Annotated in this window: 21 protein-coding genes; 10 read left to right on the top strand and 11 right to left on the bottom strand. The window is 59.1% G+C overall.

Annotated features, from left to right (window positions below):
• The first annotated feature begins 149 nt into the window (after positions 1–149).
• From I6L35_RS15485 to I6L35_RS15470, 4 genes are read left to right on the top strand one after another with little or no spacing between them, the layout of a single operon-like run.
• Positions 150–905, top strand: coding sequence for an acyltransferase (locus I6L35_RS15485; protein ID WP_216978661.1), 756 nt, complete (start codon positions 150–152; stop codon positions 903–905).
• Positions 902–2,101: a glycosyltransferase gene (locus tag I6L35_RS15480; protein WP_216978660.1), complete on the top strand. Its 1,200-nt coding sequence runs from the start codon at positions 902–904 to the stop codon at positions 2,099–2,101. The genes I6L35_RS15485 and I6L35_RS15480 overlap by 4 nt, the downstream gene beginning before the upstream one ends.
• Positions 2,098–4,644: a hypothetical protein gene (locus tag I6L35_RS15475; protein ID WP_216978659.1), complete on the top strand. Its 2,547-nt coding sequence runs from the start codon at positions 2,098–2,100 to the stop codon at positions 4,642–4,644. The genes I6L35_RS15480 and I6L35_RS15475 overlap by 4 nt, the downstream gene beginning before the upstream one ends.
• A gap of 11 nt (positions 4,645–4,655) precedes the next feature.
• Entirely contained in the window at positions 4,656–5,132 is a 477-nt protein-coding gene (locus I6L35_RS15470; RefSeq protein WP_216978658.1) for a hypothetical protein, read from the top strand.
• On the opposite strand, the gene I6L35_RS15465 is transcribed toward I6L35_RS15470, so the two are convergent.
• Positions 5,110–5,556 carry a hypothetical protein gene (locus tag I6L35_RS15465; RefSeq protein WP_216978657.1) on the bottom strand — a complete coding sequence of 149 codons (447 nt, stop codon included), beginning with the start codon at positions 5,554–5,556 and terminating at the stop codon, positions 5,110–5,112. The genes I6L35_RS15470 and I6L35_RS15465 overlap by 23 nt on opposite strands.
• A 90-nt stretch (positions 5,557–5,646) precedes the next feature.
• Entirely contained in the window at positions 5,647–6,414 is a 768-nt protein-coding gene (locus I6L35_RS15460; protein WP_216978656.1) for a hypothetical protein, read from the bottom strand.
• 158 nt (positions 6,415–6,572) lie between these two features.
• Here I6L35_RS15460 and I6L35_RS15455 point away from each other — a divergent pair, with 158 nt between their 5' ends.
• Positions 6,573–7,418: a DUF1194 domain-containing protein gene (locus I6L35_RS15455; RefSeq protein WP_113739425.1), complete on the top strand. Its 846-nt coding sequence runs from the start codon at positions 6,573–6,575 to the stop codon at positions 7,416–7,418.
• Positions 7,419–7,587: 169 nt separating this feature from the next.
• Here I6L35_RS15455 and I6L35_RS15450 read toward each other — a convergent pair whose 3' ends face one another.
• The 3 genes from I6L35_RS15450 to I6L35_RS15440 all read right to left on the bottom strand — a co-directional run bounded on the left by I6L35_RS15450 (position 7,588) and on the right by I6L35_RS15440 (position 11,240).
• The gene (locus tag I6L35_RS15450; protein WP_139478191.1) at positions 7,588–8,211 is read right to left on the bottom strand and encodes a hypothetical protein; all 624 of its coding nucleotides are present in this window, start codon (positions 8,209–8,211) and stop codon (positions 7,588–7,590) included.
• A gap of 290 nt (positions 8,212–8,501) precedes the next feature.
• On the bottom strand, positions 8,502–9,431 hold the full coding sequence (locus I6L35_RS15445) for a hypothetical protein (protein WP_216978655.1): 930 nt from the start codon (positions 9,429–9,431) through the stop codon (positions 8,502–8,504).
• A 393-nt stretch (positions 9,432–9,824) separates the two neighbouring features.
• Positions 9,825–11,240 carry a GNVR domain-containing protein gene (locus I6L35_RS15440; RefSeq protein WP_216978654.1) on the bottom strand — a complete coding sequence of 472 codons (1,416 nt, stop codon included), beginning with the start codon at positions 11,238–11,240 and terminating at the stop codon, positions 9,825–9,827.
• Positions 11,241–11,397: 157 nt separating this feature from the next.
• On the opposite strand from I6L35_RS15440, the gene I6L35_RS15435 reads away from it, so the two are divergent.
• The 3 genes from I6L35_RS15435 to I6L35_RS15425 are packed head-to-tail and all read left to right on the top strand — an operon-like array spanning position 11,398 to position 14,406.
• Positions 11,398–12,549, top strand: a complete 1,152-nt coding sequence (locus I6L35_RS15435) for a glycosyltransferase (protein ID WP_216978653.1) — start codon at positions 11,398–11,400, stop codon at positions 12,547–12,549.
• 31 nt (positions 12,550–12,580) lie between these two features.
• Complete coding sequence (locus I6L35_RS15430) at positions 12,581–13,774, top strand: glycosyltransferase family 2 protein (RefSeq protein WP_216978652.1); 1,194 nt, start codon at positions 12,581–12,583, stop codon at positions 13,772–13,774.
• Positions 13,771–14,406 carry a sugar transferase gene (locus I6L35_RS15425; protein WP_005333398.1) on the top strand — a complete coding sequence of 212 codons (636 nt, stop codon included), beginning with the start codon at positions 13,771–13,773 and terminating at the stop codon, positions 14,404–14,406. The genes I6L35_RS15430 and I6L35_RS15425 overlap by 4 nt, the downstream gene beginning before the upstream one ends.
• A 194-nt stretch (positions 14,407–14,600) precedes the next feature.
• Here the strand turns inward: I6L35_RS15425 and I6L35_RS15420 are convergent, their stop codons facing one another.
• From I6L35_RS15420 to I6L35_RS15395, 6 genes are all read right to left on the bottom strand, one after another.
• On the bottom strand, positions 14,601–15,602 hold the full coding sequence (locus I6L35_RS15420) for a glycosyltransferase family 4 protein (protein WP_216978651.1): 1,002 nt from the start codon (positions 15,600–15,602) through the stop codon (positions 14,601–14,603).
• 80 nt (positions 15,603–15,682) lie between these two features.
• Positions 15,683–17,173, bottom strand: a complete 1,491-nt coding sequence (locus tag I6L35_RS15415) for a SpoIIE family protein phosphatase (RefSeq protein ID WP_101530773.1) — start codon at positions 17,171–17,173, stop codon at positions 15,683–15,685.
• A gap of 23 nt (positions 17,174–17,196) precedes the next feature.
• The gene (locus I6L35_RS15410) at positions 17,197–17,865 is read right to left on the bottom strand and encodes a tyrosine-protein kinase family protein (RefSeq protein WP_005360129.1); all 669 of its coding nucleotides are present in this window, start codon (positions 17,863–17,865) and stop codon (positions 17,197–17,199) included.
• Between the two features lies 1 nt (position 17,866).
• The gene (locus tag I6L35_RS15405; RefSeq protein ID WP_005351417.1) at positions 17,867–19,972 is read right to left on the bottom strand and encodes an SLBB domain-containing protein; all 2,106 of its coding nucleotides are present in this window, start codon (positions 19,970–19,972) and stop codon (positions 17,867–17,869) included.
• Positions 19,973–19,990: 18 nt separating this feature from the next.
• Entirely contained in the window at positions 19,991–20,407 is a 417-nt protein-coding gene (locus I6L35_RS15400) for a hypothetical protein (RefSeq protein WP_005351415.1), read from the bottom strand.
• Positions 20,404–20,754: an STAS domain-containing protein gene (locus tag I6L35_RS15395; protein ID WP_005333409.1), complete on the bottom strand. Its 351-nt coding sequence runs from the start codon at positions 20,752–20,754 to the stop codon at positions 20,404–20,406. Before I6L35_RS15395 ends, I6L35_RS15400 begins: the two co-directional genes overlap by 4 nt.
• A gap of 338 nt (positions 20,755–21,092) precedes the next feature.
• On the opposite strand from I6L35_RS15395, the gene I6L35_RS15390 reads away from it, so the two are divergent.
• Together I6L35_RS15390 and I6L35_RS15385 are read left to right on the top strand one after the other, a co-directional pair.
• Complete coding sequence (locus I6L35_RS15390; protein ID WP_216978650.1) at positions 21,093–21,584, top strand: molybdopterin-dependent oxidoreductase; 492 nt, start codon at positions 21,093–21,095, stop codon at positions 21,582–21,584.
• An 8-nt stretch (positions 21,585–21,592) separates the two neighbouring features.
• Positions 21,593–23,419, top strand: coding sequence for an ATP-binding protein (locus tag I6L35_RS15385; protein ID WP_047435143.1), 1,827 nt, complete (start codon positions 21,593–21,595; stop codon positions 23,417–23,419).
• The last annotated feature ends 6 nt before the right edge of the window (positions 23,420–23,425 follow it).

The following is a 23,425-nucleotide window of genomic DNA, read 5'->3' as shown; positions in this document are numbered from 1 at the left end:
GCACAACGCGGGCTGCAAATTGCACCGACCAGCGCAATCTGCCCCTCCTCTTAGCCCCATTTGGCCCGATCCCGCTGGGGTCGTCCTGTTGGCCCGATCCCTGCTTTCTGCATAGCGAGCAACGGACTGCACCAGAGGGAGAGGTCGCCATGAACACCATCAACCTGCACCGGATGAAAAGCTGGGCCAAACAGGGGGAGACGCCACTGGCTCGCCGGATATGGCGACTGGCCAAAAGTGCCCGCCACTGGTCATTCCCCGTGATCCCTCCCCTGCATCGGCTGCTTTATCGGCTCTATCTGCTGGGTAGCAACGCGCTGGCAACCCTGACCCGCACCCTTTGGTGGACCCCCTTGTTTCAATCTCGCCTCACGGCCCCCGCCCCGCGCCTCTATCTCTATGGCGGCATCCCCTATATCAGTGGCCCGGTCACCATCGAAATCGGTGCCGACTGCCGCCTCAGCGCCGCCATGACCATCAGCGGCCGGGCATCGAGCCAGACACCAAGGCTGGTCATTGGCCGCAATGTCGGGATTGGCTGGCAAACCACCCTGGCGGTGGGCAGCAAGATCGTGCTGGGGGATAACGTACGGATTGCAGGGCGTGCCTTTCTGGCGGGCTACCCGGGGCACCCGGTCAACGCCCGCGATCGCGCCCGGGGCCTGCCGGATCGCGATGAACAGGTGGGCGCCATTGTGCTGGAGCAGGATGTCTGGCTTGGCACCGGGGTGATGGTGATGGCCGGTGTCACCATAGGCGCCGGTACCATTGTCGCCGCAGGCAGCGTCGTCACCCGGGATCTGCCCGCAGGTGTGCTGGCAGCGGGTGTACCGGCCACCGTACTGCGCCCCTTGCAGCCACAAGATCACAGCGACCCCGCACACGCTTCGGAGACCTTTGCATGAAACCACACTCACTGCCGCAACTGGTGGTGCTGGGCGAGGATTGGGGCCAGCACCCCTCCAGCACCCAACACCTGATCAAGCGTCTGTTGCCTGATTATCAAGTGCTCTGGGTCAACTCCATCGGCATGCGCTGTCCCCGCTTTACCCTTCATGATCTCACCCGTATCGTCCGCAAACTGGGGGCGGTGCTGCGCGGCGCGCGCCATGCTGGCGGCAAGTCGGTTGCGCCATCAGAGGTCAGCAGCCCCCGGGTTCTGCCGCCGCTCGCCTTGCCGCTGCCGGGCAGTCGTCTGGCGGGCAAGATCAATGGCCACTGGCTGGCGGCGCAGATCCGGCGTCAGCTGCCCGAGCTGGATCGCCCCCTGCTCTGGATCTCCCTGCCCAGCGCCGTCGATCTGATTGGCAAGCTCGAAGAGCGGGCGGTGATCTACTACTGCGGCGATGACTTCTCGGCGCTGGCGGGGGTGGATCATCAGGCCATTGCCCACTGCGAAGCCCGACTGGTGGAAAAAGCGGATCTCATTCTGGCCGCCAGCCCCGCGCTGGCCAGCCGCTTTCCCCCCCATAAAACCCGGCTCCTCAGCCACGGGGTGGATCTCGAGCTGTTTATGCCCCCCAGAGAACGCCCGGCGGATCTCCCTTCCGGCCGTCCCATTGCCGGATTTTACGGCAGCCTGAGCGACTGGATTGATATCCCCCTGCTGGCAGAGACGGCGGCCGCCCTGCCCCACTGGGATCTGGTGCTGATTGGCCCGGTCCAGACCGATATCTCCCCCCTCAAGGGGCTCCCCAATATCCATCTGCTGGGGCCCCGTCCCCACCACACGCTGGCGGCCTATGCCCAGCACTGGCAGGTGAGTCTGCTGCCCTTTGTCGACAACGCCCAGATCCGTGCCTGCAATCCATTGAAATTGCGCGAATATCTGGCCGCAGGGCGCCCCATCGTCAGCACCGATTTTCCGGCTCTCGATGGCTATCGGGATCAGATCCAGCTCCCCCACGATGGGGAGAGCCTGGCCCAGGCCATCAATCGGGCCGCCTTTGATCAACCCAATCCTGGCTGGTTTCAGGAGAGTGGCTGGGAGGGGCTCACCCACAGCGAAGGGCGCCACACGCGCCAACAGCAGGTGGCCCTGCAAAGCTGGGATCACAAGGCTGCCGAGCTAAACAACTGGTTGAAGGGGCTGCCCGGATGAGCAGAGGGCTCTGGCTGGTTATCCTGCTCTGCTGCCATGCATCAATGGCCGCCACCCGGCTGGAGGGGCAGACCCCGCTGCCCCTGACAAGTAACCAGACACCCCAGCGGCTCGCTCTGAGCACCCACAACTGGCCAATAGGAAGCGATGATGAACTGGTGATCGAGGGCCATAACCCCAGCGCCCGCCCGCAAACCCTGATCCTGCGTATCGACGATGAGGCCTCGGTCAACTACCGCAGCCGGGTCAATCTGGAGCGAATTGTCGCACCCGGCCCCTTCACCCAGCGCTTTGCCTTGAGCGAGTGGCGCACCAGCCAACCCAGAGCGTTGGCGCTGGACAAACTCACCAAGCTCTATCTCTTTATGGCCGATAACGCACCCTCAATGACCATTCACCGCTGGTACTGGCAGCCCGGTCTGACTCTGCCTGAGGGCACCATTGCGCTGGATCTGGGGGCGGCCGCCGCCCCCCGCTTTACCGGCTTTGAGCCCCTGAGTCCGGGGGATCCCCGGCTGATTGGCCATCCCACCCCCATCTTGCGCCCCTCCGGCGATGCCCTGGTGCGCGATGGACTGCGCAATCTCGACGGGGTGCAGTTTGACGTAGCCAAGGGGCGCTACCAGCTCACCCTCTGGCTCGATGATCCCGGCGAGTGGGAGTATCTGCCCCACACCTTCGAGCGCAGCGTGCTGGTCAATGGCGAGCCCATCTGGGCCGAACAGTGGCAACCGCAGGAGTGGCTAACGCAGCGCTATCTGGCGGGACAATCCCGCGAGGCACTGCCAAACCCGGATCCCTGGCAGCTGTTCGGGGCTCGTCAAGGCGGCCCGGTCCATGTCACCCTGAACCACCCCGGCGGCCCGATCACTATCACATTGGTGGGCCACTCGCCGGATGCCAAATACCTGGCGGGGCTGCTGCTTGCCCCCTATCCGGCCCCCACCAGCAAAGAGGCTCTCCCGAATAGTGGAAAAGATCTCGCCGTATTGGCCGACGCTACCGCAAGCGTGCTGACCAAGCAGCGCCAGCTGTTTTTGGAAAAGTGGACTCTGGCCCCCTATTCCCCAACCCCAGCCCCAGCCCCAGCTGTGCAGCAGCTGAGCCTCACGCCGATTACGGATGCCGCCCCAACCCTGCAGATCGCCCCGCTATCTGCGGCCGATGCGTTGCAGCAGGCTTCACAACCCGTGCTGGCCGCCCGTGGCAGCCAGCTGTTGCTGGAGTTTGCCATCCACGCCGCCACCGACGATCCGGCCCCCTTGCTGGTGATCCAGCCCCCCGAGCAGGCAGGATCGCCGCTGGCGCTGACCCCCTATTACGGCAAGTGGCATCTGGTTCGCCCGCAGGCGAGCGGCACCCTGTTGGCCCCCTCGGATCAGGAGCTGGTCGAGGGGATCGCCGGGCTCACCCTGCTGGCAGGCGTACCTCGGCGTCTGGTACTGCAGATCACCGTCCCTCGCGATGCGCCTGCCGGTCACTATCTCGGCAATATTCAGCTGCTGAGCCAGCAGCAACTGGTGCAGCTGCCACTGACTATCGAGGTGCTGCCGCTGACTCTGCCCGCGGCCAGCAAGCCGGTCGGCATCTATGTCGAAGCGCCCCCTTATCTGAATTGGCTGAGCCCCAATCCCGAGGCGTTAAAAGAGCAGATCGCCGAGGCCAGTCGCTGCGATCTGCAGCGGCTCGCCAAACTCGGGATCAGCGGCCTCTCGCCCGCCTTGCCACAGGATGAAGCGGGGATGCGGGAGATCATGGGAGAGGCGGCCGGGCTCGGCTTTGTGCCCCCCCTGCTGGCCTATACCCCGCTCAAACGCTGGGGGAGCGACCCTGCCAGCCAGCTCGAACAGTGGCAGGCGCGGCAACAGAGGTTGACCGACAGCGGCTTGCCCCCGCTGGCATGGAGCCTCTTTGATGAGCCGGATCTTGCTACCCTGCCCGCTATCACCACCCTGGCGCGGGAGATGAAACGGCGGGATCCGGCGGTGCTCCGCGCAGGCCATTTCAATCATCCGGGTCAGGTTGGTCTGCTGGCAGAGGTGGAGATTGCCCTGATAAACGCAGGCTTTGGCGCCGACAAGGCCGATGTGGCACGGGTGCGCCAGCACAAGGTCACCCCCTGGTTTTACAATCTGGGCACCCCGAGAGCCGCCGGGTTCTATCTGTGGCAAAGCGGCGCCGAGGGCTATTTGCAGTGGCATGGCCGCATGCCCACCGCCCTACCTTATGACCCCACCGACGGGCGGGAGAGCGACTTTATGCTGCTCGGCCCGCAAGCCTGCGAGGCGCACCGCCTCTCTCACGATCTGTTTCTGTTGCAGCAAGCCATCGAGGATCTGCGCTGGCTCGCCTGGCTGGAGCAGGAGGCCCGCTATCAGGTGGATGCCGCCCTGCTGCTGGAGCGCCTGCGGGATCAGCTGCCGACCCGCTGGCAGGTGGCAGAGCAACTGCCCTCTGCCGCCTGGATCCAGTGGCGCCGCGAGATTGAACAACTGGCCAAGGGATTGAAAACATTGCAAACTGGTGCCAACTCATCCTCCTGAAGTGACTGCGTATGGCCAACCAGACTCCCCGCTCCACAGCCAAAGACAGCGCCCTGCGCTGCCTGTTGCCCCTAATGCTGCCATTGCTGATCCTCACCGGTTGCGCCCGTCAGGAGCCGGTCAATGAGACCCTGCCGATCCTCAACCAGTTGCGGGAACAGCAACTGGCCGAACAGCCCCAGCTGCAACTGCAGTACCAGCAAGCGGAGACACAACTGCCAGCGGATCAGGAGCAGCAGCTGCATCAGTTTTTGGGACGCAAGGATCCGGCCCGAATTGCGCTGGTAAGCGGCCCCGGGCTGCAAACCGACATGCTGGAGAGTGCGCGGATGGCAAGCGTGCGACTAACTGCCCTGACACGCTTGCTGGGAGCTCGCGCCATTGAGCTGGAGCCCCGCTATGACCCCATGCTAGCCCCCAATACCTTGCTGATCCGCATTCTGCCAAACGGTGAATCGGGGGCGGTCACCCCAGCGGCGGCGCAATAAGGCCGAGGCAAAAGGTTGGCAAAGCCACCCGATAGAGGGGATAAGGGGCCAGCCCCCACAACTTGCGCCAACCCTGGGTAAGACGGTACGAGAGCAGCGGCGGGCTCGGGTGCAGCTCACCTAAAAACATCACCCCCTGACTCATCCCTTCACCCGCCAGCGTCACTGACATCGCCTCGCTATCCGGCGCCACCAGCATGGCCTGCAGCAGGCCGTCACAGCGGGGATGGGCCAGCTGATAGCTGACATAGGTGCCGCCCAATACCGGCGTGGCCACCCGCAAGCGCCAGCCCAACTGGACCAGCTCCATCAGCATGGGTTTGGCCCCCTCATTGATCGCCCGGTTCTGATAACGCCAGCCCATGGCGGCAGCACTGAGCAGCGCCACCAGCAACAGCAGCAGATATCCCCTAGATAGATGCATCACGGCGCCCCCGGATAAAGAGAATGCTCATCACCAGCAGCATCATATTGACCACCCGGCTCTGATAACGCCACCAACCGCAGATATCCCTTAGACAGACGCATCACGGCGCCCCCTTAGAAACAGGATGGTCATCACCAACAACATGATGGCCCACTGGTAGAGCTGGGCCAGCGAGCCGGTATGCAGCCAGCCATACCAGCGCAGATCCAGGCTCATCAGCACCAACCGCAGCTGATTGGCCCCGATATAGAGCAGGCAGACCAGCAGCAACATGGGCCACTGCCGGTAGAGGGGGCGCTCCGGCGCCAGCCAGCAGCAGGAGACCAGCCAGGAGAGCACCACCAGATAGAGTTGAGAAAACGAGGAGCACCCCTTGAGTACGATCAGCGCATGGCCCCCCAACCGCTCGATGCGATTGCCATCAAGGCGAGTCTCCCAGCCCAGCAGCTGCAACCACTGGCCCACACCCCAGGCGTCGAGCGCCAGCACAGGGCCGGAGAGCAGGGCAAACACCTGCTGCCCCCACAACACCGCCACGGTAAAGGCGAGCACAATCTGCAACACCGCCCGCTCATCGCCACTCTGATGACGGCGCCATAGCGAGGCCACCAGCAACAGACAAGCCAGCGCCTTGCAACTGGCGCTGGGGATCAGGATCAGCAGGATAAAGAGGGCGAGCGCCAGTGGATGCGGGCGCCAGCTCGGTGCAACCCGCGATGCAATTTGCCACCAGATAGCAATCAGCAACACCACCAGCAGGTTGAAGTGGCCCATATTGAGCCACACCATGCCCCACTGATTGGCCAAACCAAGTAGCAGCCAGTTGGGTGCCCACTGCCAGGGACGGATCTCCATCGCAACTCCTGCCGGTTATCAGCGCTTTTGACCGCTGTCGCAAGTTCCATGCCTGCCCGACCTCACCCGGATCAAGCCAAGTCAGAGGATTCAACAAAGCTGGCACGCTTTATTCATTCCACCCTGCTGGCACTAGCGCCAGGGAGAAGGAGTGAGCAATGAAACTCAAACCGTTGGCAGGGCTGCTGGGGATGTTGTTGGTAACCTCCCCCGCATACGCCTTGACCGAAGTCGATACCGAACTGCAACTGCTGATGGATGTGTCGGGCAGCGTCAGTTCATCGGAATTCAATCTGCAATTACAGGGCTATGTGGACGCCTTTTACAGTCAGGATGTACAAAGCGCCATCCTCGACACCAGCGGCGGCAAACTCGGGTCCATCGCCGTACAGATGATCATGTGGAGCAGCAGCAACCAGCAGAGCGTGATGACTGACTGGTTCCACCTCTACGACATGACCTCCATCAACAACTTCGCCGCCACCCTGGATGCCCTGGTCCGCCCCTATGCGGGGATGACGGCCCCCGGTTCGGCCATGGCCTTTGGTGCCCAGCAGTTTGATACCAACAACTACACCGCCGCCCGCCAGGTGATGGATGTGTCAGGTGACGGTATCCAGAACAACGGGCTGGATACCTCCACCGTACGGGATCAACTGCTCGCCTCCGGCATCGATACTATCAACGGCATCACCATAGGTCAGGACTATGCCGATGGGGTGTTGCAAGAGTGGTATGTGGAGAACGTGGCGGGCGGTCAGGATGCATTTGTCATCAACGCCACCACCTTCGCCGACTTTGGCAATGCGCTGGAGCTCAAACTGGCGGCCGAAATTGAGGGGGGCATTATTCCGGAAGGGGCACTGGCCGCCCCCATCGAGGAGATCCCGCTGGCCGCCCAGCTGCTGCTCGGTATGCCGCTACTGCTGGCCTGGCGCTATCAGCGCCGTAATCAGGGACGCCTGCAGCCCGCCAACGGGCAACTGGCACCCGCCATCGGCTGATTTATCCCCCCGTGTGTTGCGATTAGGGAGCTATGGCTCCCTGATTTTTATCTGAAAACAAGGATAAGTGGCTGAGCATATACAGCAGTTGTGCTCATGATTGGGCTGAGGCAGGCTACTCGACTAAAACATGGGGCTGGCGGCTCTTTACGACACTTCTTATTGAAATTTACAACTTGGTATCAGGTAGACAATCAGCAAACTCTCTTTGAATACGTGGGATTTTACCTACCTGCTCACCACCACCATGCAATATAACTAACAGCATGCCCACCATTAACGACACCCCGTTGGATATTCTGACCATCTGTTCAAGTAAAGGAAGTGGATAACCCTTACTGTGGCGATGGATTGCATGAAGTCCACCGTGGATGAACGAACTAAGAGGTTTCCAAGAATACTCTTTGAATTCTCTCAACATATCCAACGGTTCTTGAGGGGACTTTCCTTGTAGTTTTTCTAACATTTCGCTGAGCATAGGAAGCTTATTTGCCTTATTTGCCGTCTCCTGCGTCAGCTCGCTGGTTAACTTTAAAACATCTGTATCGGTTGCAGCGTAGAGCAGCCACATTGCCCGAACCAGTGCCTCATATTGAAGACGAACAAGCCCCGTAGACGAGGTTAGATTACCTGCTGATATAAGCATTTTAGCACTTTCAGCATGCTCGAAAGCAATACTACACATGACTCTGCTCACCATGATTCTTTGTGAGTCATCGAAGGGAGGCAGTACTAAAAATTCCAGTAAGTTTTTTTCAAGTTCAGCAGAGCGTGACAACAGATGATTTATCAATATAGTCTCTCCTCATTACGATTTTTTAAGGGCAGTAGGTTCGATTAGCGAAGCGTAATCGGACGTTCGCGGTCTTTCTGCAACATTTCTATTTAACTCGCTAAAACCCTTCCATCTTGCCACTTCTCCCCCTCCCACAAAAAATCACCCTCGAACTGGCACCGGTCGGGGCGTAGTTACAGCATTGAAGTGGAGTGTCACAGCGAGCATCCGATTATTCCTACCACCCGCTAATCGAACCTACGCGCTGTAAACACCATACGTTGGCAGCCCCCCTATTCAAGGGCTTGTTAGGCTACCTGACCACCGAACAAATCAATGAATTTTATTGGCTGGCGCTCTTTAGAACGTTTATCAAGATACTCTTTCTGCTCTTTTTCATGCCGTTCTCTCTCAATTTGGGCACTTTGCTTAATAACAGATTTATCTAGGCTCAATAAGTATTTATCTAATGCTTCAATTGTATCAACTGAAGATATGACATCTTCGACCGTCGGCTCAAGGCGGCCATGTGCTGCCATGTTTCTTAATCGACGTGCTTCATGGAAACGGTCACTCAATCCATCAGGTACCGCTACACCGAATCGCTCCCAACGACCATTGACCAGATCTGTGGTTGCAGGGCGACGTTGGAGAAATTTTATGCCTGTTTCCTCTGCAAATACTTCAACTTCTTTTTCGAGATATGTCCAAGCCGAGAGTAATGCACCTAAAGGATGTATTTTAGCTAAATCTTTAAGCTTGTCTAATTCTTGGTCATTACTTGGATCACTCAATTTATACTCAAGCAAGTCAGACTCATCCGAAAACTGCACTATAATTTCATCATACTCCTGACTGTAATATTTTTTCAGAACCTCTCGAAAAAAGTTCTCTGCTATATTCATGTAAAAAATACTGGTCAATTCATTCGGAGAACCAAAACGATGCTGTAGAGCATTTCTTTCGTCAACTAACAACTCTATCTTATTTAGTAAGGGTAGACTTATAGACTTATCTTGCAATACTTTTATACAACCTTGAATAGTAATTGTTTCCTTTGGCCCTTTGTATATAGATTCACCAGAGTCAAGCACTAAATCTTTCAATATTAATTCCACTGCATTTGCCAAATGCAAAATCAACAATTTTCGGTCTAGCTCTTTCTTACCATTGTAATGTGTAATAGAGTGACCAAGTAACTCCATTGCACTCTGAAATAATGGTGATTCTATTGCCAAAGTTTATCCCTCATAATTTCAAGCCAGCCTTAATATCGCCTAACGGTAATAGGATGGAAAACACTATTAATGCCTTCGTAACGCCTTCCATCTAGCTCTGCCCTACCACTCGTCATCACAACCAATAGATAATATTAAAATCACTGTATTACCAACCAGCATCTGACTTATAAGTCCTTCTTATAGGTCTATTATCAATAGCCTTGCGCCGGTTCCACTTGTACCACTGGATAAAACCACAGTCAACAAACGGAAATATAAAATGCAGCCTATCTCCTCTTTTATCGGCTTGCCGCGATGTTTACTCCGCTATTTGCATGATATAAAAAGGCCTCATTAAGAGGCCTAATCAGAAATATTCAGATTCCGGCTGATAGCCAGCTTTTGTGGCAATCAACTCGGTTCTGGTGACAAGGGCAACACCTGCCCATCCAGCGCATGATCACTATTGGATGGATAGTCCGGCACCGGCTCGCAGTAGGGAATGCGGCTTAGCACCGGCGCCTTGACCAGGGCGGCCAGCTGATCGGAGCGGCGCAGGCTGGCATCCGCCAGTTCGGCCACCAGCGCCAGACCGCAGCCCAGCCCCAACCCGCCAACAATGCCCGCCAGCAAAAACAGCCAGAGCGGGTAGTTGCTCGGCTTGCTGGGGGCAAAGGGTTTGTCGATCACCTTGATCCGCTCCCCCTGCTCGAAGTTGCCCAGATCGCCGGTCACCTTGGCCTTCTCATAGCGCAGCAGCAAATCCTGATAGAGGGTGCGTTTGACCGCCAGATCCCGCTCCAGCTCGGCGAGTTGGCGTTCGGTATCGCCCTGGGAGTCGACCACCTTGTCCAGCCCATCCAGCTGACTCTTCAGGCCGGCGGTGTTTTGCTCCGCCTCCGTCAGCTGCGTCTGGGCCAGCTGCCACTCGGGCCCACGGGCCATATCCGGCTGGGATTTGAGCTGCTCGAACTCCTGCTGCAACTGGTCAATCTGATAGCGCAGACTCTGCACCTTGCTGTGCTCGTCGCTGTAGCGGGCCCGCAGCAACACCAGCTCGGTGCGCATCAGCTGCAGCTTCTCATCCAGTTGGCGGGCCAGCTGGCTCTCCTGCCCCAGCGATAGCTGATCGACCCGGGCCTTGGCCTGCTGCAGGGTGATCAGGCTCTCGGCATAGCGCTCCTGCAAACCATAGAGACGGGCGACGTTGGTACTCTGCTGCTGGGGCAAGGCGCTGGCATGCTCCCGTTTGAAGTCGGCTAGCAGCTGCTCGGCCGCTTGCAGTTCGCTGCGGCGGCTGTCGAGCTGGCTTTGCAGGAAACGTTCGGACGATTCCGCCGACTGGCGCCCCTTGCTGAGCAGGTTGAAGAAAAAGCGCCGTGAAATGGCTTCGAGCAAACCGGCGCTGTTGGCCGCCGAATCCGCTTTGACCTTTATCTCGATCACCTCATCGCCAATCAACCGCAGCGAGACGGCACTCGAGAGCCAGTCCATGATGGCATCGCGCTGGGCTGGCGGGGTCTCGTCATTGACCAGACCGCGATCCCGCGCTACCCCATCCAGTACATAACGGCTGCGCAGCAGGGCTTCGAGCACCGCAAAGCGATCCTTGAGACTCTCCTGAGTGATCAGATCCTTGAGGGTCGGGGTCTGGTTGGCATCTTGCGGCACCATAAAGGTGGTGCGGCTCTCATACTCCTTGGGGGTGAGCAGGCCGACCGTCACGCCCACCAGCGGCATCACCAGTACCGGGATCACCAGCAGATAGCGACGGCGCCAGGCGGCAAAGAGAATGATGTAGAGGTTGTAATAGAACTGGACAGGCATGGCATCACTCCCTGAGAAAGGCCCTCCCCCCGCACGATGCAAAGGCAGTGCCACCAGAGGAGATGATCGCCTCTGTGGGCAGATCGCAAGAGTGGTACAAGATTCGCATTCTCCCGCTATCCGGGGTGTCACCCCTTCCCTTGCCGGAGCGCGAACCATGTTGTCATCAACCCCGTCGCACAGAGCCCATCCCCACAGGGGCGCCAGCGCCCAGCCTATCGTTCAGCCTGTCATGCAACCTGTCGTACAAATCGTGCAGCACCTGCACCCCGGCGGGCTGGAGACCATGGTGCTCAACCTCACTCAGGCAAGCCCTGCCGATCAACCGGTGCATATCATCTCCCTCGAAGGGCGCAAAGGGGATGTGCTAAGGGCGTGGCCCGCCCTGCATCCCTTTGCTGGCAATATTCACTGTCTGGAAAAGCCCGCGGGCTGGTCGCTGGCAACCCTCTGGCGGCTCACTCGGCTGCTGCGCCAACTCAAGCCCGCCGCGGTACATACCCACCATCTGGGGCCCATGCTCTATGGCGGTCTGGCCAGTCGGCTGGCCTGGGTGCCCACCCTGGTACACACAGAGCACGATGCCTGGTATCTCGATGATCCCCATCAGCGCACGCTGGCCCTGTGGGGGCTGCGCGCCTTCAAACCCATTCTGGTGGCCGATGCCACGCCGGTGGCCAACCAGCTGCTGGCCAAGCTGGGCCAGCTGTCGCCAACCGTGATCCCCAACGGCATCGATGAGCAGCGCTTTGCCCCGGGCGCCGCCGCCCTCGCCCGTCAGGAGATGGGATTGCCGCAAGGGGTCAAACTGATTGGCTGCGCCGCCCGCCTTGAGTCGGTCAAGGGTCACACCTTGCTACTGGAGGCGATCCGCGCCCTGCCGCAGGAGGTGCATCTTGCGTTGGCAGGGGTCGGCAGTTTGCAAAATGCGTTGCAACAACAGTGTCAGCAGCTGGGGATCGCCCATCGGGTCCATTTTCTGGGGCTGGTCGAAAACATGCCGCGCTTCTATCAGGGGCTGGATCTCTTCTGCCTCCCCTCACTGGCTGAGGGGATGCCGCTTTGCGTGCTGGAAGCACAGGCGTGCGGGGTGCCGGTGGTGATGAGCGACGTGGGGGCGGCAAGAGAGATCGTCTGTCAGGCCAGCGGCCATATCCTGTCGGAGCGGGATCCCGGCCGCCTTGCCCAGCTTCTGGCACAAGGGTTGCTGCAGTGCCATAGCCTGCGTGCCGTCACCCGTGAGTTTGTGTGCCAGCAAAGCAGCTTGAGCCGGATGGCTCAGGCCTATCAGCAGCTTTACAGCCGCTGATCAAGCGACCCGATGACCAGAGGAGCATCCCATGGAATGGATCATGATCGTGTTCTGGCTGTGTGCTGTACTGGTGGTCTACCACCATGTCGGCTATCCCCTGCTGCTCAAATTCGGTGGTCGGCAGGCACGCAAGGTAGCCAATCCGCCCCGCCCTCTGGATCGGGGATTCAAAGCAGAGGCCGCCGATGAGGCGCTGCCGACCATCACTTTGCTGATGCCGGTCTACAACGAGGCGGCGACCATCGCGGCCAAGCTGCAAAACCTCGCCAGCCTCGATTACCCCGCCGACAAGCTGTGGGTGCATGTGCATTTCGACGGCTGCAGCGACAACAGTTACCCCATAGCGCTAAGTCAGCTCGGTGATCCCGCCCTGCAGCAGTTGCAGATCAGGCTGTTTGATCACCCCCGCAATCGCGGCAAGGTCGCCGTGCTCAACGAGGCCATGACCCGGGTGCACAGCGATCTGGTGGCCCTCACCGATGTCTCGGCCCTGCTGCCCATCGACAGCCTGCTGCTGGCGGTCGCCCATTTTGCCGATCCCAAGGTAGGGGTGGTCGGGGAAGCATACCGCTTCTGGCAACCGGGCTCTCAGGGCGAGGAGAGTTACTGGCACTATCAAAGCCAGATCAAACTCTGCGAGTCGGCCCTTGGCGGCATGCTGGGGGCTCACGGGGCCTTTTACATGATGCGCCGGGAGTGCCTCACCCCGCTGGCTGCCGATACCATCAACGACGATTTCATCTTGCCGATGCAGGCCATCGCCAAGGGGTATCGAGCTGTCTATGACAATCGCTGCGCCGCACTGGAGCTGGAAATTTCGGATGCCGCGCTGGAGGCGACACGGCGCAAGCGGATCGGGGCCGGCAACACCCAGCAGCTGCTGCGGTTGCTGCCCCTGCTGCACCCCAAGTTCGGCTGGGTTGCCTTCAACTTTGCCAGTGGCAAGGGGCTGCGGGTGTTGATGCCGCTCTGCCTGACCCTGCTGTGGCTCTGCGCCATCCCGCTGGCCACCCAATCCCTGCTGTTTCAGTTGCTGCTGGGGCTGCAACTGCTGGGGTATCTGCTGGTCATCCTGATCCAGCTGACCCCTGTGCACCCCTGGCCCAATCTGTTTCGCAAGATCCACTATCTGGTACTCGGACACTGGTACAACGGCATGGGCACCCTGCGCTACTGCCTGCGCGCCCCCATACGTTTCATGTCACAGGAGAAAGCCGTATGACACACCCCATTCCAAGATTGACCCTGGTGGTCAAACGCAGCATGGATCTGCTCGGCGCCACTCTTGGCCTGCTGCTGACGCTGCCACTGTGGCCGCTGATCATGCTGGCCATCCGGCTCGATAGCCCGGGGCCTGTGTTCTTTCGTCAGCTGCGGATCGGGCGCAGCCACGCCACCCATACCGAGCTCTTTTTCATGATCAAGTTTCGCACCATGCGCGCCGACGCCGAGGCGGCTACCGGGCCGGTCTGGTGTGGCAAGGGGGACAGCCGGATCACCCGCAGCGGCGACTTTCTGCGCAAAACCCGGCTCGATGAGCTGCCGCAGTTTATCAATGTGCTCAAAGGGGAGATGTCGCTGATCGGCCCCCGCCCGGAGCGACCCGGGATCGCCAACCGGCTGGAAGATGCGGTGCCGTACTTTATCGAACGCACCTATGAAGTGGCCCCCGGCATTACCGGTCTGGCGCAGGTCAATCAGGGTTACGACGAGTCGCTCGATGATGTGCGCAGCAAGTTGGCGTTCGACCTGGCCTACTCGGTCGCCCTGCTCCACCCCTGGCGCTGGCTGGTGCAGGATGTGCATATCATCGGCAAGACGATCGCCATCATGGTTGGCAAGAAGGGGCGCTAATCCCGCCGCACCAACCTCAATCACATCTCAACGCCCATCAGGCCATTGTCACTGCAATGGCCTTTTTTTATGGCGCATCTTTGTGGCACATCAATTGTGATCACAGAAGCAATCCGCCCCCTGCTCCCCCTAACACCGGCACATAAAAAAGCGAGTGGCCAGCGGCCACTCGTTTTGACAGGTTTCTCCGTGATTCAGGCGCCGTAGACAGCCAGAATATCGGTCACTCTGTTGTTGACGCTGTACCCGCGGGCTATGGTGTTGCGGGCCGCCTGACTCATTTTGCTGCGCACCACCCCATCGCTGCGCAGCCAGTAGTTGACCAGCTCCGCCATATCCCTCACATGGCTGGGCTCCACCAGCCAGCCATTGGATTTATGGTCGATCAGATTGACCAGGCCCCCCACCGCAAAGGTACAAACCGGTATACCGTGAGCCATCGCCTCCAGGGCCACCAGCGGCAACCCTTCAAAGCGGGAGGTGATGCAGAGCAGGTCGATGTTGTGCCACTCATTGGCCATGTTCTGGAAACCATGAAGCTGGACGCGATCACCATACTGCTGCAACAAGGCACTTTTCATGGGGCCATCCCCGTAGAGATGAAACGCCCCCTCCGGGCAGAAGGCGGCCAGCTGGCAGAATGCCTCCGGCCCCTTTTCCGGCGAGAGGCGGCCGACAAAGGCAATCCGGTTGCCAGTTACCGTAGCCGGCGTCGCAGGCATGGGGACAAAGTTGCTGATCACCGTGCTTGGCACAGGCAATTTGCGAGCGATGGGCTCGCTTACTGCAATACACTTCGCAAAACGCGCTGTGGTGCGATCCAGCCAGCTGTAAAACTTCAGCAATCCCTCCCCGTCATCCCCGCTGTGAAAAGTCGAGACCACCGATTTACCGGTGAACCAGGCTGTCAGCCGCCCCAGCACCCCGGCCTTGTAGCCGTGGGTATGGATCAGCACAGAAGCAGGCTGGCGGGCCAGACGGCGCATAAAATCGCGGCTGTTTTGGCACACCTCGTAGGGCAAGCCCTGTTGTTTGAGCAGGGTCGTAAAGGGGGTCATGCCGTGGTTGCTCACCAGCACTATGGTGGGGCGAAATCCCCTGGCCAGCAGATCGTTGGCCAAGTGGATAATGTGAACTTCTATTCCACCGACCTGACGCGCATCGATGGCCAGCCAGATCTGCTGCATGGGTAACATAGGCACCTCCTCCCGTGGCTCCATGCCACCAGAAATGAGGCGCTGCATAGAGCGGGCCAGTCAGGCAAAGAGGGGCTGGATCAGGCGCCGGGACAGGCGACCAGCAGGAGGGTCATGTCATCGAGGGCGGCATCATTGATGCGCTCATCAAACCAGCGGGCAATGCGATGAGCCAGTTGCTCAAGACCGGGCCCCGAAGTCAGGCAGATCTCTTTTAGCTGCGACTCCCAGCGCTGGCGCTCTGCGGCATCACGGCTATCGAGCAGGCCGTCGGTCCAGAACAGCAGGATCTCGCCGGGCTTGAGCTGACGCTCATTGGTCACGAAGTGGGGATCCGGGCGCAAACCTGGCAAGGGGCCGGTCACGCCGACCTGACGGATAGTGCCGGGCCCAACCAGCCAGGGCGCCGGGTGGCCCGCGCTGGCCCACTGCACCCGCCCCTCGTTGCCGAGCTCAATACAGAGGGTGGTGAGCAGGGTTGCCCCAAGGAGCGGATCACTGTGAACCGCATTGGACAAGATGGTCAGCAAACGGGCGGGGGCGCGCTCCAGATCGTGCGCCGTCAGCAAACCGCGCAGATAACCGGCATAGGCATGGGCAAAGAACTTGGCTTCCGCATCGTGGCCCATCACATCCCCGAGCCACAGCACCCGATCCTTGACCAGCAGAAAGTCCCCGCCCCCCACGGTGGCCGCGCGGGTTTGCAACGCCAGCTGGTATCCCCCTATGGAGGTGGCAGGCAATAACGGGCGCAGCGCCGAGGTCATGCGCTGATCCAGCTGCTCGCCCCATTGCGACTTGAGCTGCTGCGAGCGTTGCAGCACCCGCGAAACCGCCAGCAACAGGTCCTGCTTGGTGATGGGTTTGACCAGAAAGTCATCGATCCCCAGCGCCCCCGCCCGACTCTGGGTCCACTGATCCTGATGACCGGTCAGGAAGATAAAGGGCACCCCCTTCATCTTGGGATCCTTCATCAACTGCTGGCGCAGCCCAAAGCCATCGATCCCCTCCATCTCGATATCGGAGAGCACCAGCGCGGGGGGCTGCTTTCCGAGCGCCAGCAGGGCGGCATGGGAGTCGGCATAACTTTCAACCCGATAGTGCTCATGAAGGTAAGCGGTGAGCAAGGCACGCATCACCTTGTCATCGTCGATCACCGCGATCACCGGCAGTTGGTTGACCGGGCCCTGCTGGCGAAGGGTCACGCGATTGCGCTCACCGTCGCGAGAGAAGTGCACCTCGGCAAATAGCTGGTGCACCAGCGCCAGCCCGTATCCCCCCTCCTGCAGCTCATCGGGTAACGGCGCACTGGCAAGACCGGGTTGCGGGCCGCCATCATCCTCCAGCACCAGACTCAAGCCCGTTTCATCCTCTTTCAGCGTGAGCCAGAGCCGGGTCGCGGGAGGGACGGTGTGTTTGACGCTATTGGTGGCCAGCTCACTGAAACAGAGCAGCCAGTTGGCTTGATCCTTTGGGGAGACCTGAAACAGGGAGAGTCCCTGCGCCAGCCGGTTGCGCAGTTCGCGCACCGACTGCAGGGTTGCCGGAGCAGATCGCAACCAGTCATCCATATCGGGCCTCCATCAGCGGGCGATCAGATCCGGAAATTGAGCAAGGCGCTGCGCCGACACCAGCGCTTGAGCCATTCGGTCACCCGGTTACTGGGCAGCCGGTTGAGTTCGCGCAGGATCTCGCTGGCCAGCCCCGGGTTGAGTTTGTCGTTATAGACAGCGCCAATCAGATTGGCCTCGGCACGGGTCAGTTTATCCACTGCACTTTGTACCACGGTCGTCGGGGTCACCCCCGCCAGCACCACCAGCAGCGCCCCTTCACAGGCCCCACACACCTGATCGGCCGGAATATTGCCCCGATTGAGGGCGGTGAGCGGCGAGGTATCGAAGATCACCACATCGTAATGCTCCAGCCAGCGAACCAGCAGCTGACGCAAGGTATCCTTGTTGCGAAAAGCCATCAGATCCTTGCCCGGCGCCGGGAGCAGCGACAACGACCGGCCAGTGGCTACCGGCTCGGGCACATCATTGGGCCCCCAAGCAACCGCCGTGGCGCGGCCGGGATGATAGAGGTTGAGATCCACCAGCAGGGTGCGCAGCCCATCCGCCTCCGAGCGCCTTGCCAGCGCATCGCAGATGGAGCTCACCCCCTCTCCCCCTTCCGACGAGGTGACCGCCAGCGAGCGGATCCCCCGGGCGACCGTCGCCGCGTAGAGGGATTCGAGCTCCAGATATTGAATGGGGATGCTCATATCAAAGCGTCCCGACCAGGGCCACCACCGAGATCGTGGTCAGGATGTCGCGCATGCCATCCATGAAGATGGCCCAGTTGCTGCTTTTGCTGTCAGGGATAAAGACGGTGTCCCCTGCGCGCAGCACCGGTAACTGGCTAAAGTCGGGCTCTTTGGCAAAGCCGTCGAGATCGAAGCTGCGGGCCTGATCCCCCTGACCACTGGTGGCCATGTTGATCACCACAATCTTCTTGATATAGGCGCTGCTGGTCGGGCCCCCCGCCTCGGCCAGCAGATCCAGCAGGGTCATGGAGGAGTCAAAGCGGTAGCGACCAGGACGGGCTATCGCTCCCAGCACCCGAATGGTGTTCTCCTTCGGCTCATCGAGCCAGGGGCGATTCTTCTCCGGCAGGTAGATGGAGTCGCCGGGCAGCACCTTGGGCAGCAAGGTTTCATCGCCGGTTTCAAAGTAGAGAGCAAGGTCGAGCTTGCTGACCCGCGCAGTGCTGCCACTGCGATGGGCGATGCGCACATTGCGCAGATCCGCCGCCGCAGTCGGGCCATCGGCGGCCGACAGGATGTCGATAAAGCCCATCTGCTCATTGAAGGCATAGCGACCGGGGGCCCCGACCTGACCGAAGATATAGATGGAACTGTCCGGTGACTGGCGCACCCACTGGGATTTGTTGTCACTGGGATCGGTGGGCAGCTCGGGGATCATGATGGTGAATCCGGCCCGGATCTTCGGCAGGCTGGCCAGCGCCCCGCCCTGATGAAGGAACTTGTCGAGATCAAAGAGGGTTGGCGTGGCCTGCCCCCCTTCGGCGGTCAGGATCTGCACCTTGGCGATATCGGCCCGCTCGTTGGGGCCACCGGCGTGGGCGATCAGATCCAGCAGCGACATTTCGTCAGACCATTCATAGCGGCCCGGGATCCGCACCGCCCCCATCACCATCACCGCCCGCCCGGGCGCCACTTTCAACCAGGACTTCTCGTTGATATCGGTTTTTTCCGGCACAAAAATGGCATCACCGGGTTTGACTTGGGGAAGCGCCTTTTGCATCCCTTCGGTATAGGCCTGCAAGTCGATGGGTTCGATCGTGCCATCGGTGCGCAGCAAACGGATCTGGCGACTCTCGGCATAGCGGGTCGGGCCACCGGCATTGGCCAGAATATCGAGGAAGGAGTCCCCTTCCCGCCCCTCATAGGCACCAGGTTTGAACACCTCACCCATGATGTAGATGGTGCGTGCCCCCCGTTTTATCTGCTCTTCATCCTTGGGCACGAAGATGGTGGCGCCCGGCGCCAGATTGGGCAGCAACTTGTTGTTGCCGGAGTCGAGATAGGCTTTGAGATCGAACAGTTCGGGGGCATCACCATTGATCACCCGGATCCGCTCCACCCCGGCAAAGCGGGTCACCCCACCTGCCCGCATCAGCAGATCCACGATGGAGTTGCCGCTCTTGAAACTGAAGGCGCCGGGGCTGTTGACCTCGCCAAACACCTTGATCGCCTTGCCGGTATCGCCATCCCCGCCTGCCGCCAGGGTTGCCGCATCAAAATCAATCTGCACGTTGCCGATCAAAGGGGATGCTGGCACGAACACCACATCAAGGGATTGCAATGGCGGCAACACGCTGGCATCGCCGGTATCGAGATAACGCTTGTAGTCGAAGCTAGAGACCGTACTGCCGCGCCGCACCTGCATATTGTTGAGCTGGGCACCGGGCACCAGACCACCAGCGGCATCGAGGGCCATCTGCACGTTGCCATCGGGCGCCAGATCATAACTGCCGGGTTTTTTGACATAGCCCATCACGCTGATCAGCAGCCGCTTTTCCAGCAAGGTGACGGTCAATTGAGAGAGGTTGTTGTAAACAGGTTTGAGGGCGGTGCGGATCAGCTCATCCGCCTGTTGCAGGGTCTTTCCCCCCACCACTAGGTTGCCGACTTCAGGCAGTGCAATCTCTCCCTGCTTGTTGATCTGGAAAGGCTGATCAAAAGCAGGCTCACCGGGTTGCACTATGGCCAACCGATCACCGGGAGCCAACAAGGTGGAGGCCAGTAACGGGCAGGTGAACAACAGCAAGAGAACACAGATCAATCCTTCGAGAGCGCCCCGTTTCATAGACATCCTTTTCGTCTGTTACGTCTGCCCCCATTGGCGTAAGGGGAGCCCTGACCAATCAGCACGACAGCCATCCGCTGTTGTCTGTTGCAGCCGCAAACGTACTTGTTGTAGTGATTGTGCCAACACGGTCTGACGCCAGGCTACATCCGACCAGAGCCGTCCGTGCATATCCCGTTCGATATCAATACGTTGAGATTGTAGTCGTTTCAACTCGGCAGGCATACACCCCTGCAGACTCGCTTGCTTTAATTCCGTCAGCTGCAAGTCGAGTTCCTTCTGACGCTCATCATAACGAGACCAGACCCGCCGTTCATCCTCATTGACCGGAATACGGGTGGGTCTTGCCTCGGCCATGCCGCCATATCCCTCCGGCGGCCACTGCGCGCAACCCGACAGCAGAATGGATGAGAGCAGGATACCAAAGCGTTTCATGATGCAGCGGCCATCATGCCACGGGAACGCATATAGGCCTTGATGCTCTCATGGCAGGGGATCACCCGGTCGATATGCAACATCTCCAGCAGGTCATGAGGTTGACCGGGTCCACAGACAAGGGCCATCTGATGCCCGTTCATAATCAATCTTTTATAGAGAAATACCAAGGCTCCGATCCCCGATGAATCAATAAAATGAACATCGCTGATATCGGCCAGGATATCTCCCGGGTGGGTCGAGAGGGTTTCAAACAACGGGCGGAGCTCACTGACGGCCATCGCGTCAAACTCGTTTTCCAGTACCACTACCTGGATATCATTAAGGGTGTAAGTCATGCTTTCCATTGCTAGCTCCTTGTCGATTCTCAGACTTTGTGCTGTCACGGCATTCATCACTTTGCAAATGTTATGCCGAGAAGCGCCAGGGGGCTTGTTCTCCAAATGATGCTCTTCGCCACTTGTTTGTCCGCCCCTGCCCCCCGTTTTTGTAGCCAAATTGCAATTAGCACCTGCCAAACGTTGCAAACTGCAATTCACCTCATCCGAAATAACCGGGTAACTGACTCAATCGCAGATAATTCACGCTCATTCCACCGGGCCCAATTATTGCTTGTCTCTGAACACACCTTATAAGCCACTGTTGGCCCGGCACCCATGCCGCCATATTCCAGGAAGGAGAGATCATGAAAGCAGGCCTTTATATCGCACCACTGCTGGCTGCCCTTTTCGGCACCGCATACGCAGCCCCCTCCCCTGATAGCGCCGTGTTGAAGGTTGAAGGCGCCATCAGCAGCCCCACTCATCAGGCTCTGGCCCTGTGGGACAGCGCCATGCTGGATCAACTGCCGGTACACGAAATCAAAACCCATACCCCCTGGTATGACGAAGCCAAAACCTTTCGCGGCCCGCTGCTGCAAGATGTATTGGCCAAGGTCGGGGCAACCGGCAAACAGCTCACCATTACCGCGCTCAATGACTACTCGGTACAGGTGCCGACAAGCGATGCCGAGCAGTATCGGGTCATCCTCGCCCGCACGATCAATGGCAAGCCACTGTCGGTGCGTGACAAAGGGCCGCTGTTTCTTGTCTATCCGTTCGATCAATATCCCGAACTGCAAAACAAGCTCTATTACGGTCGGGCTATCTGGCAGATCAGCGCGATAAAAGTGGAGTAGATCCCATCATGCGTTCCATGGCGGCCAGTCAACGTTTCTTGTTTGTGGTGCTCTGCGTGCTGCTCCTTGCCTTTGCCGGTATTGGTACCATCCAGTACCGGCAATTTCAGGATCTGCAGCGCAGTACCAGCCAGGGCGAAGACAACGTGATGTGGAACTATTTCCAGCTCTATAACGAAGCGCTGCGTTTTCAAAGCTCGCTGCTCCATGAGTCGCAACCGACCTTCCAGCTCAGATACGATATTCTGGTCAGCCGCATGGATCTGGTGCTGGAGAGCAAGGATCGAAGCCTGCTTCAGCAAACAGAGATCTATCAGCAGGCAAGCAAAGCCATTCGATCCTACATCTCTCTGGCGGATATCTGGCTCGGCCCGGAAGCCACCAAGCCGCTCGACAATCTTGCCCATCAGGAGCTGCGCCAACAGCTTGCCTCCCTGCTCCCCCTGCTCCATCAGCTGACTCTGGAGGTGAACCAGCAGGCGACCCTGTTTGATGTGGCGCGTCGCGACAGCGTGAGGGAGCAGATCATCACGACGACACTCATCGCAACCCTGCAATTTGCGCTGCTCTTTGTGCTCGCCCTGCTGATCTGGCGGCAAATGAATATCTCGTTTCTGCAACACAAACTGATGCAGCAGCTCAATGACAAACTGCTGCGGGCAAATCAGGCGGCAGAGGCAGGCACAAGAGCCAAAAGCAGCTTTTTGGCCAACATGAGCCATGAAATTCGCACCCCCATGAATGGTATTCTCGGCATGCTCTCACTGCTGGCCGACCGGGATATGGATCCGAGGGAGCGAGACTATCTGGAGACGGCGCGCGAATCGGCAAACCATCTGCTCGGTCTGCTTAACGACATTCTGGATGTATCCAAGCTGGAAGAGGGCAAGATCGAGCTGCAACTGGCCCCCCATCACTTGCCCCAGCTGCTGGAGGATATCCGGGCTCTGATGCAGAGCAACTGCGATGCAAAAGGGATCAAGCTGACCCTGACTGTTGCCCCCGATACGCCGGAGTGGTTGATGATCGACCCGCTGAGGGTGCGCCAGATCCTCTTCAATCTGGTGAGCAATGCCATCAAGTTCACCCATCAGGGGGAAGTAAAGATCCACGTTGATAGCACCCTGTTGGAGCAGGATCGCCACTCGATACGCATCTCGATCCAGGACACCGGGATCGGCATGAGCAAAAGTCAGCTAAAGAACCTGTTTCAACGTTTCGCCCAGGCGGATGTCTCGATCACCCGCCAATATGGCGGATCGGGCCTGGGACTTGAAATATCCCGTAACCTCGCACGCCTGATGGGCGGCGATATCTCGGTAGAGAGCAGCGAGGGACATGGCAGTACTTTTACCTACATCTGGCCCGCCAGAGCCACGACCCCCTCGATTGTTTGCCTGCCGTCCAAACCGCTGGACCAGGAGAGTTATCGCATCTTGCTGGTTGATGACAATGCCACCAACCGCAAGGTGATCGGCGCCATGCTCGACTCCGTGGGCCATCAGGTCACACTGGCCGTTCAGGGAGAAGAGGCGCTGGAGAAACTGGGTCACACCGAATTTGATCTGGTGTTGATGGATGTCCAGATGCCAGTGATGGATGGCCTGGTGGCCACCACCCGGATCCGCACCTCCCAGATGCCTTGGGCAGATATCCCCATCATCGCACTGACGGCGGATGCGATGCCGGAATCCAAGCAATACTATCTCTCCCATGGCATGAACGGGTATATCACCAAGCCCATCAATAAAGAGACGCTGCTAAGCGAGATAAACAGACATATTTCCCATGGTCGGCTCAAATACAACGCAGCCATGCGTGTCACCAAACAATAAAACCTT

This window comes from Aeromonas sp. FDAARGOS 1405, assembly GCF_019048265.1.
In the GTDB taxonomy this organism is placed as follows: domain Bacteria; phylum Pseudomonadota; class Gammaproteobacteria; order Enterobacterales; family Aeromonadaceae; genus Aeromonas; species Aeromonas veronii_A.
This window is presented reverse-complemented; position numbering and strand designations above follow the sequence as displayed.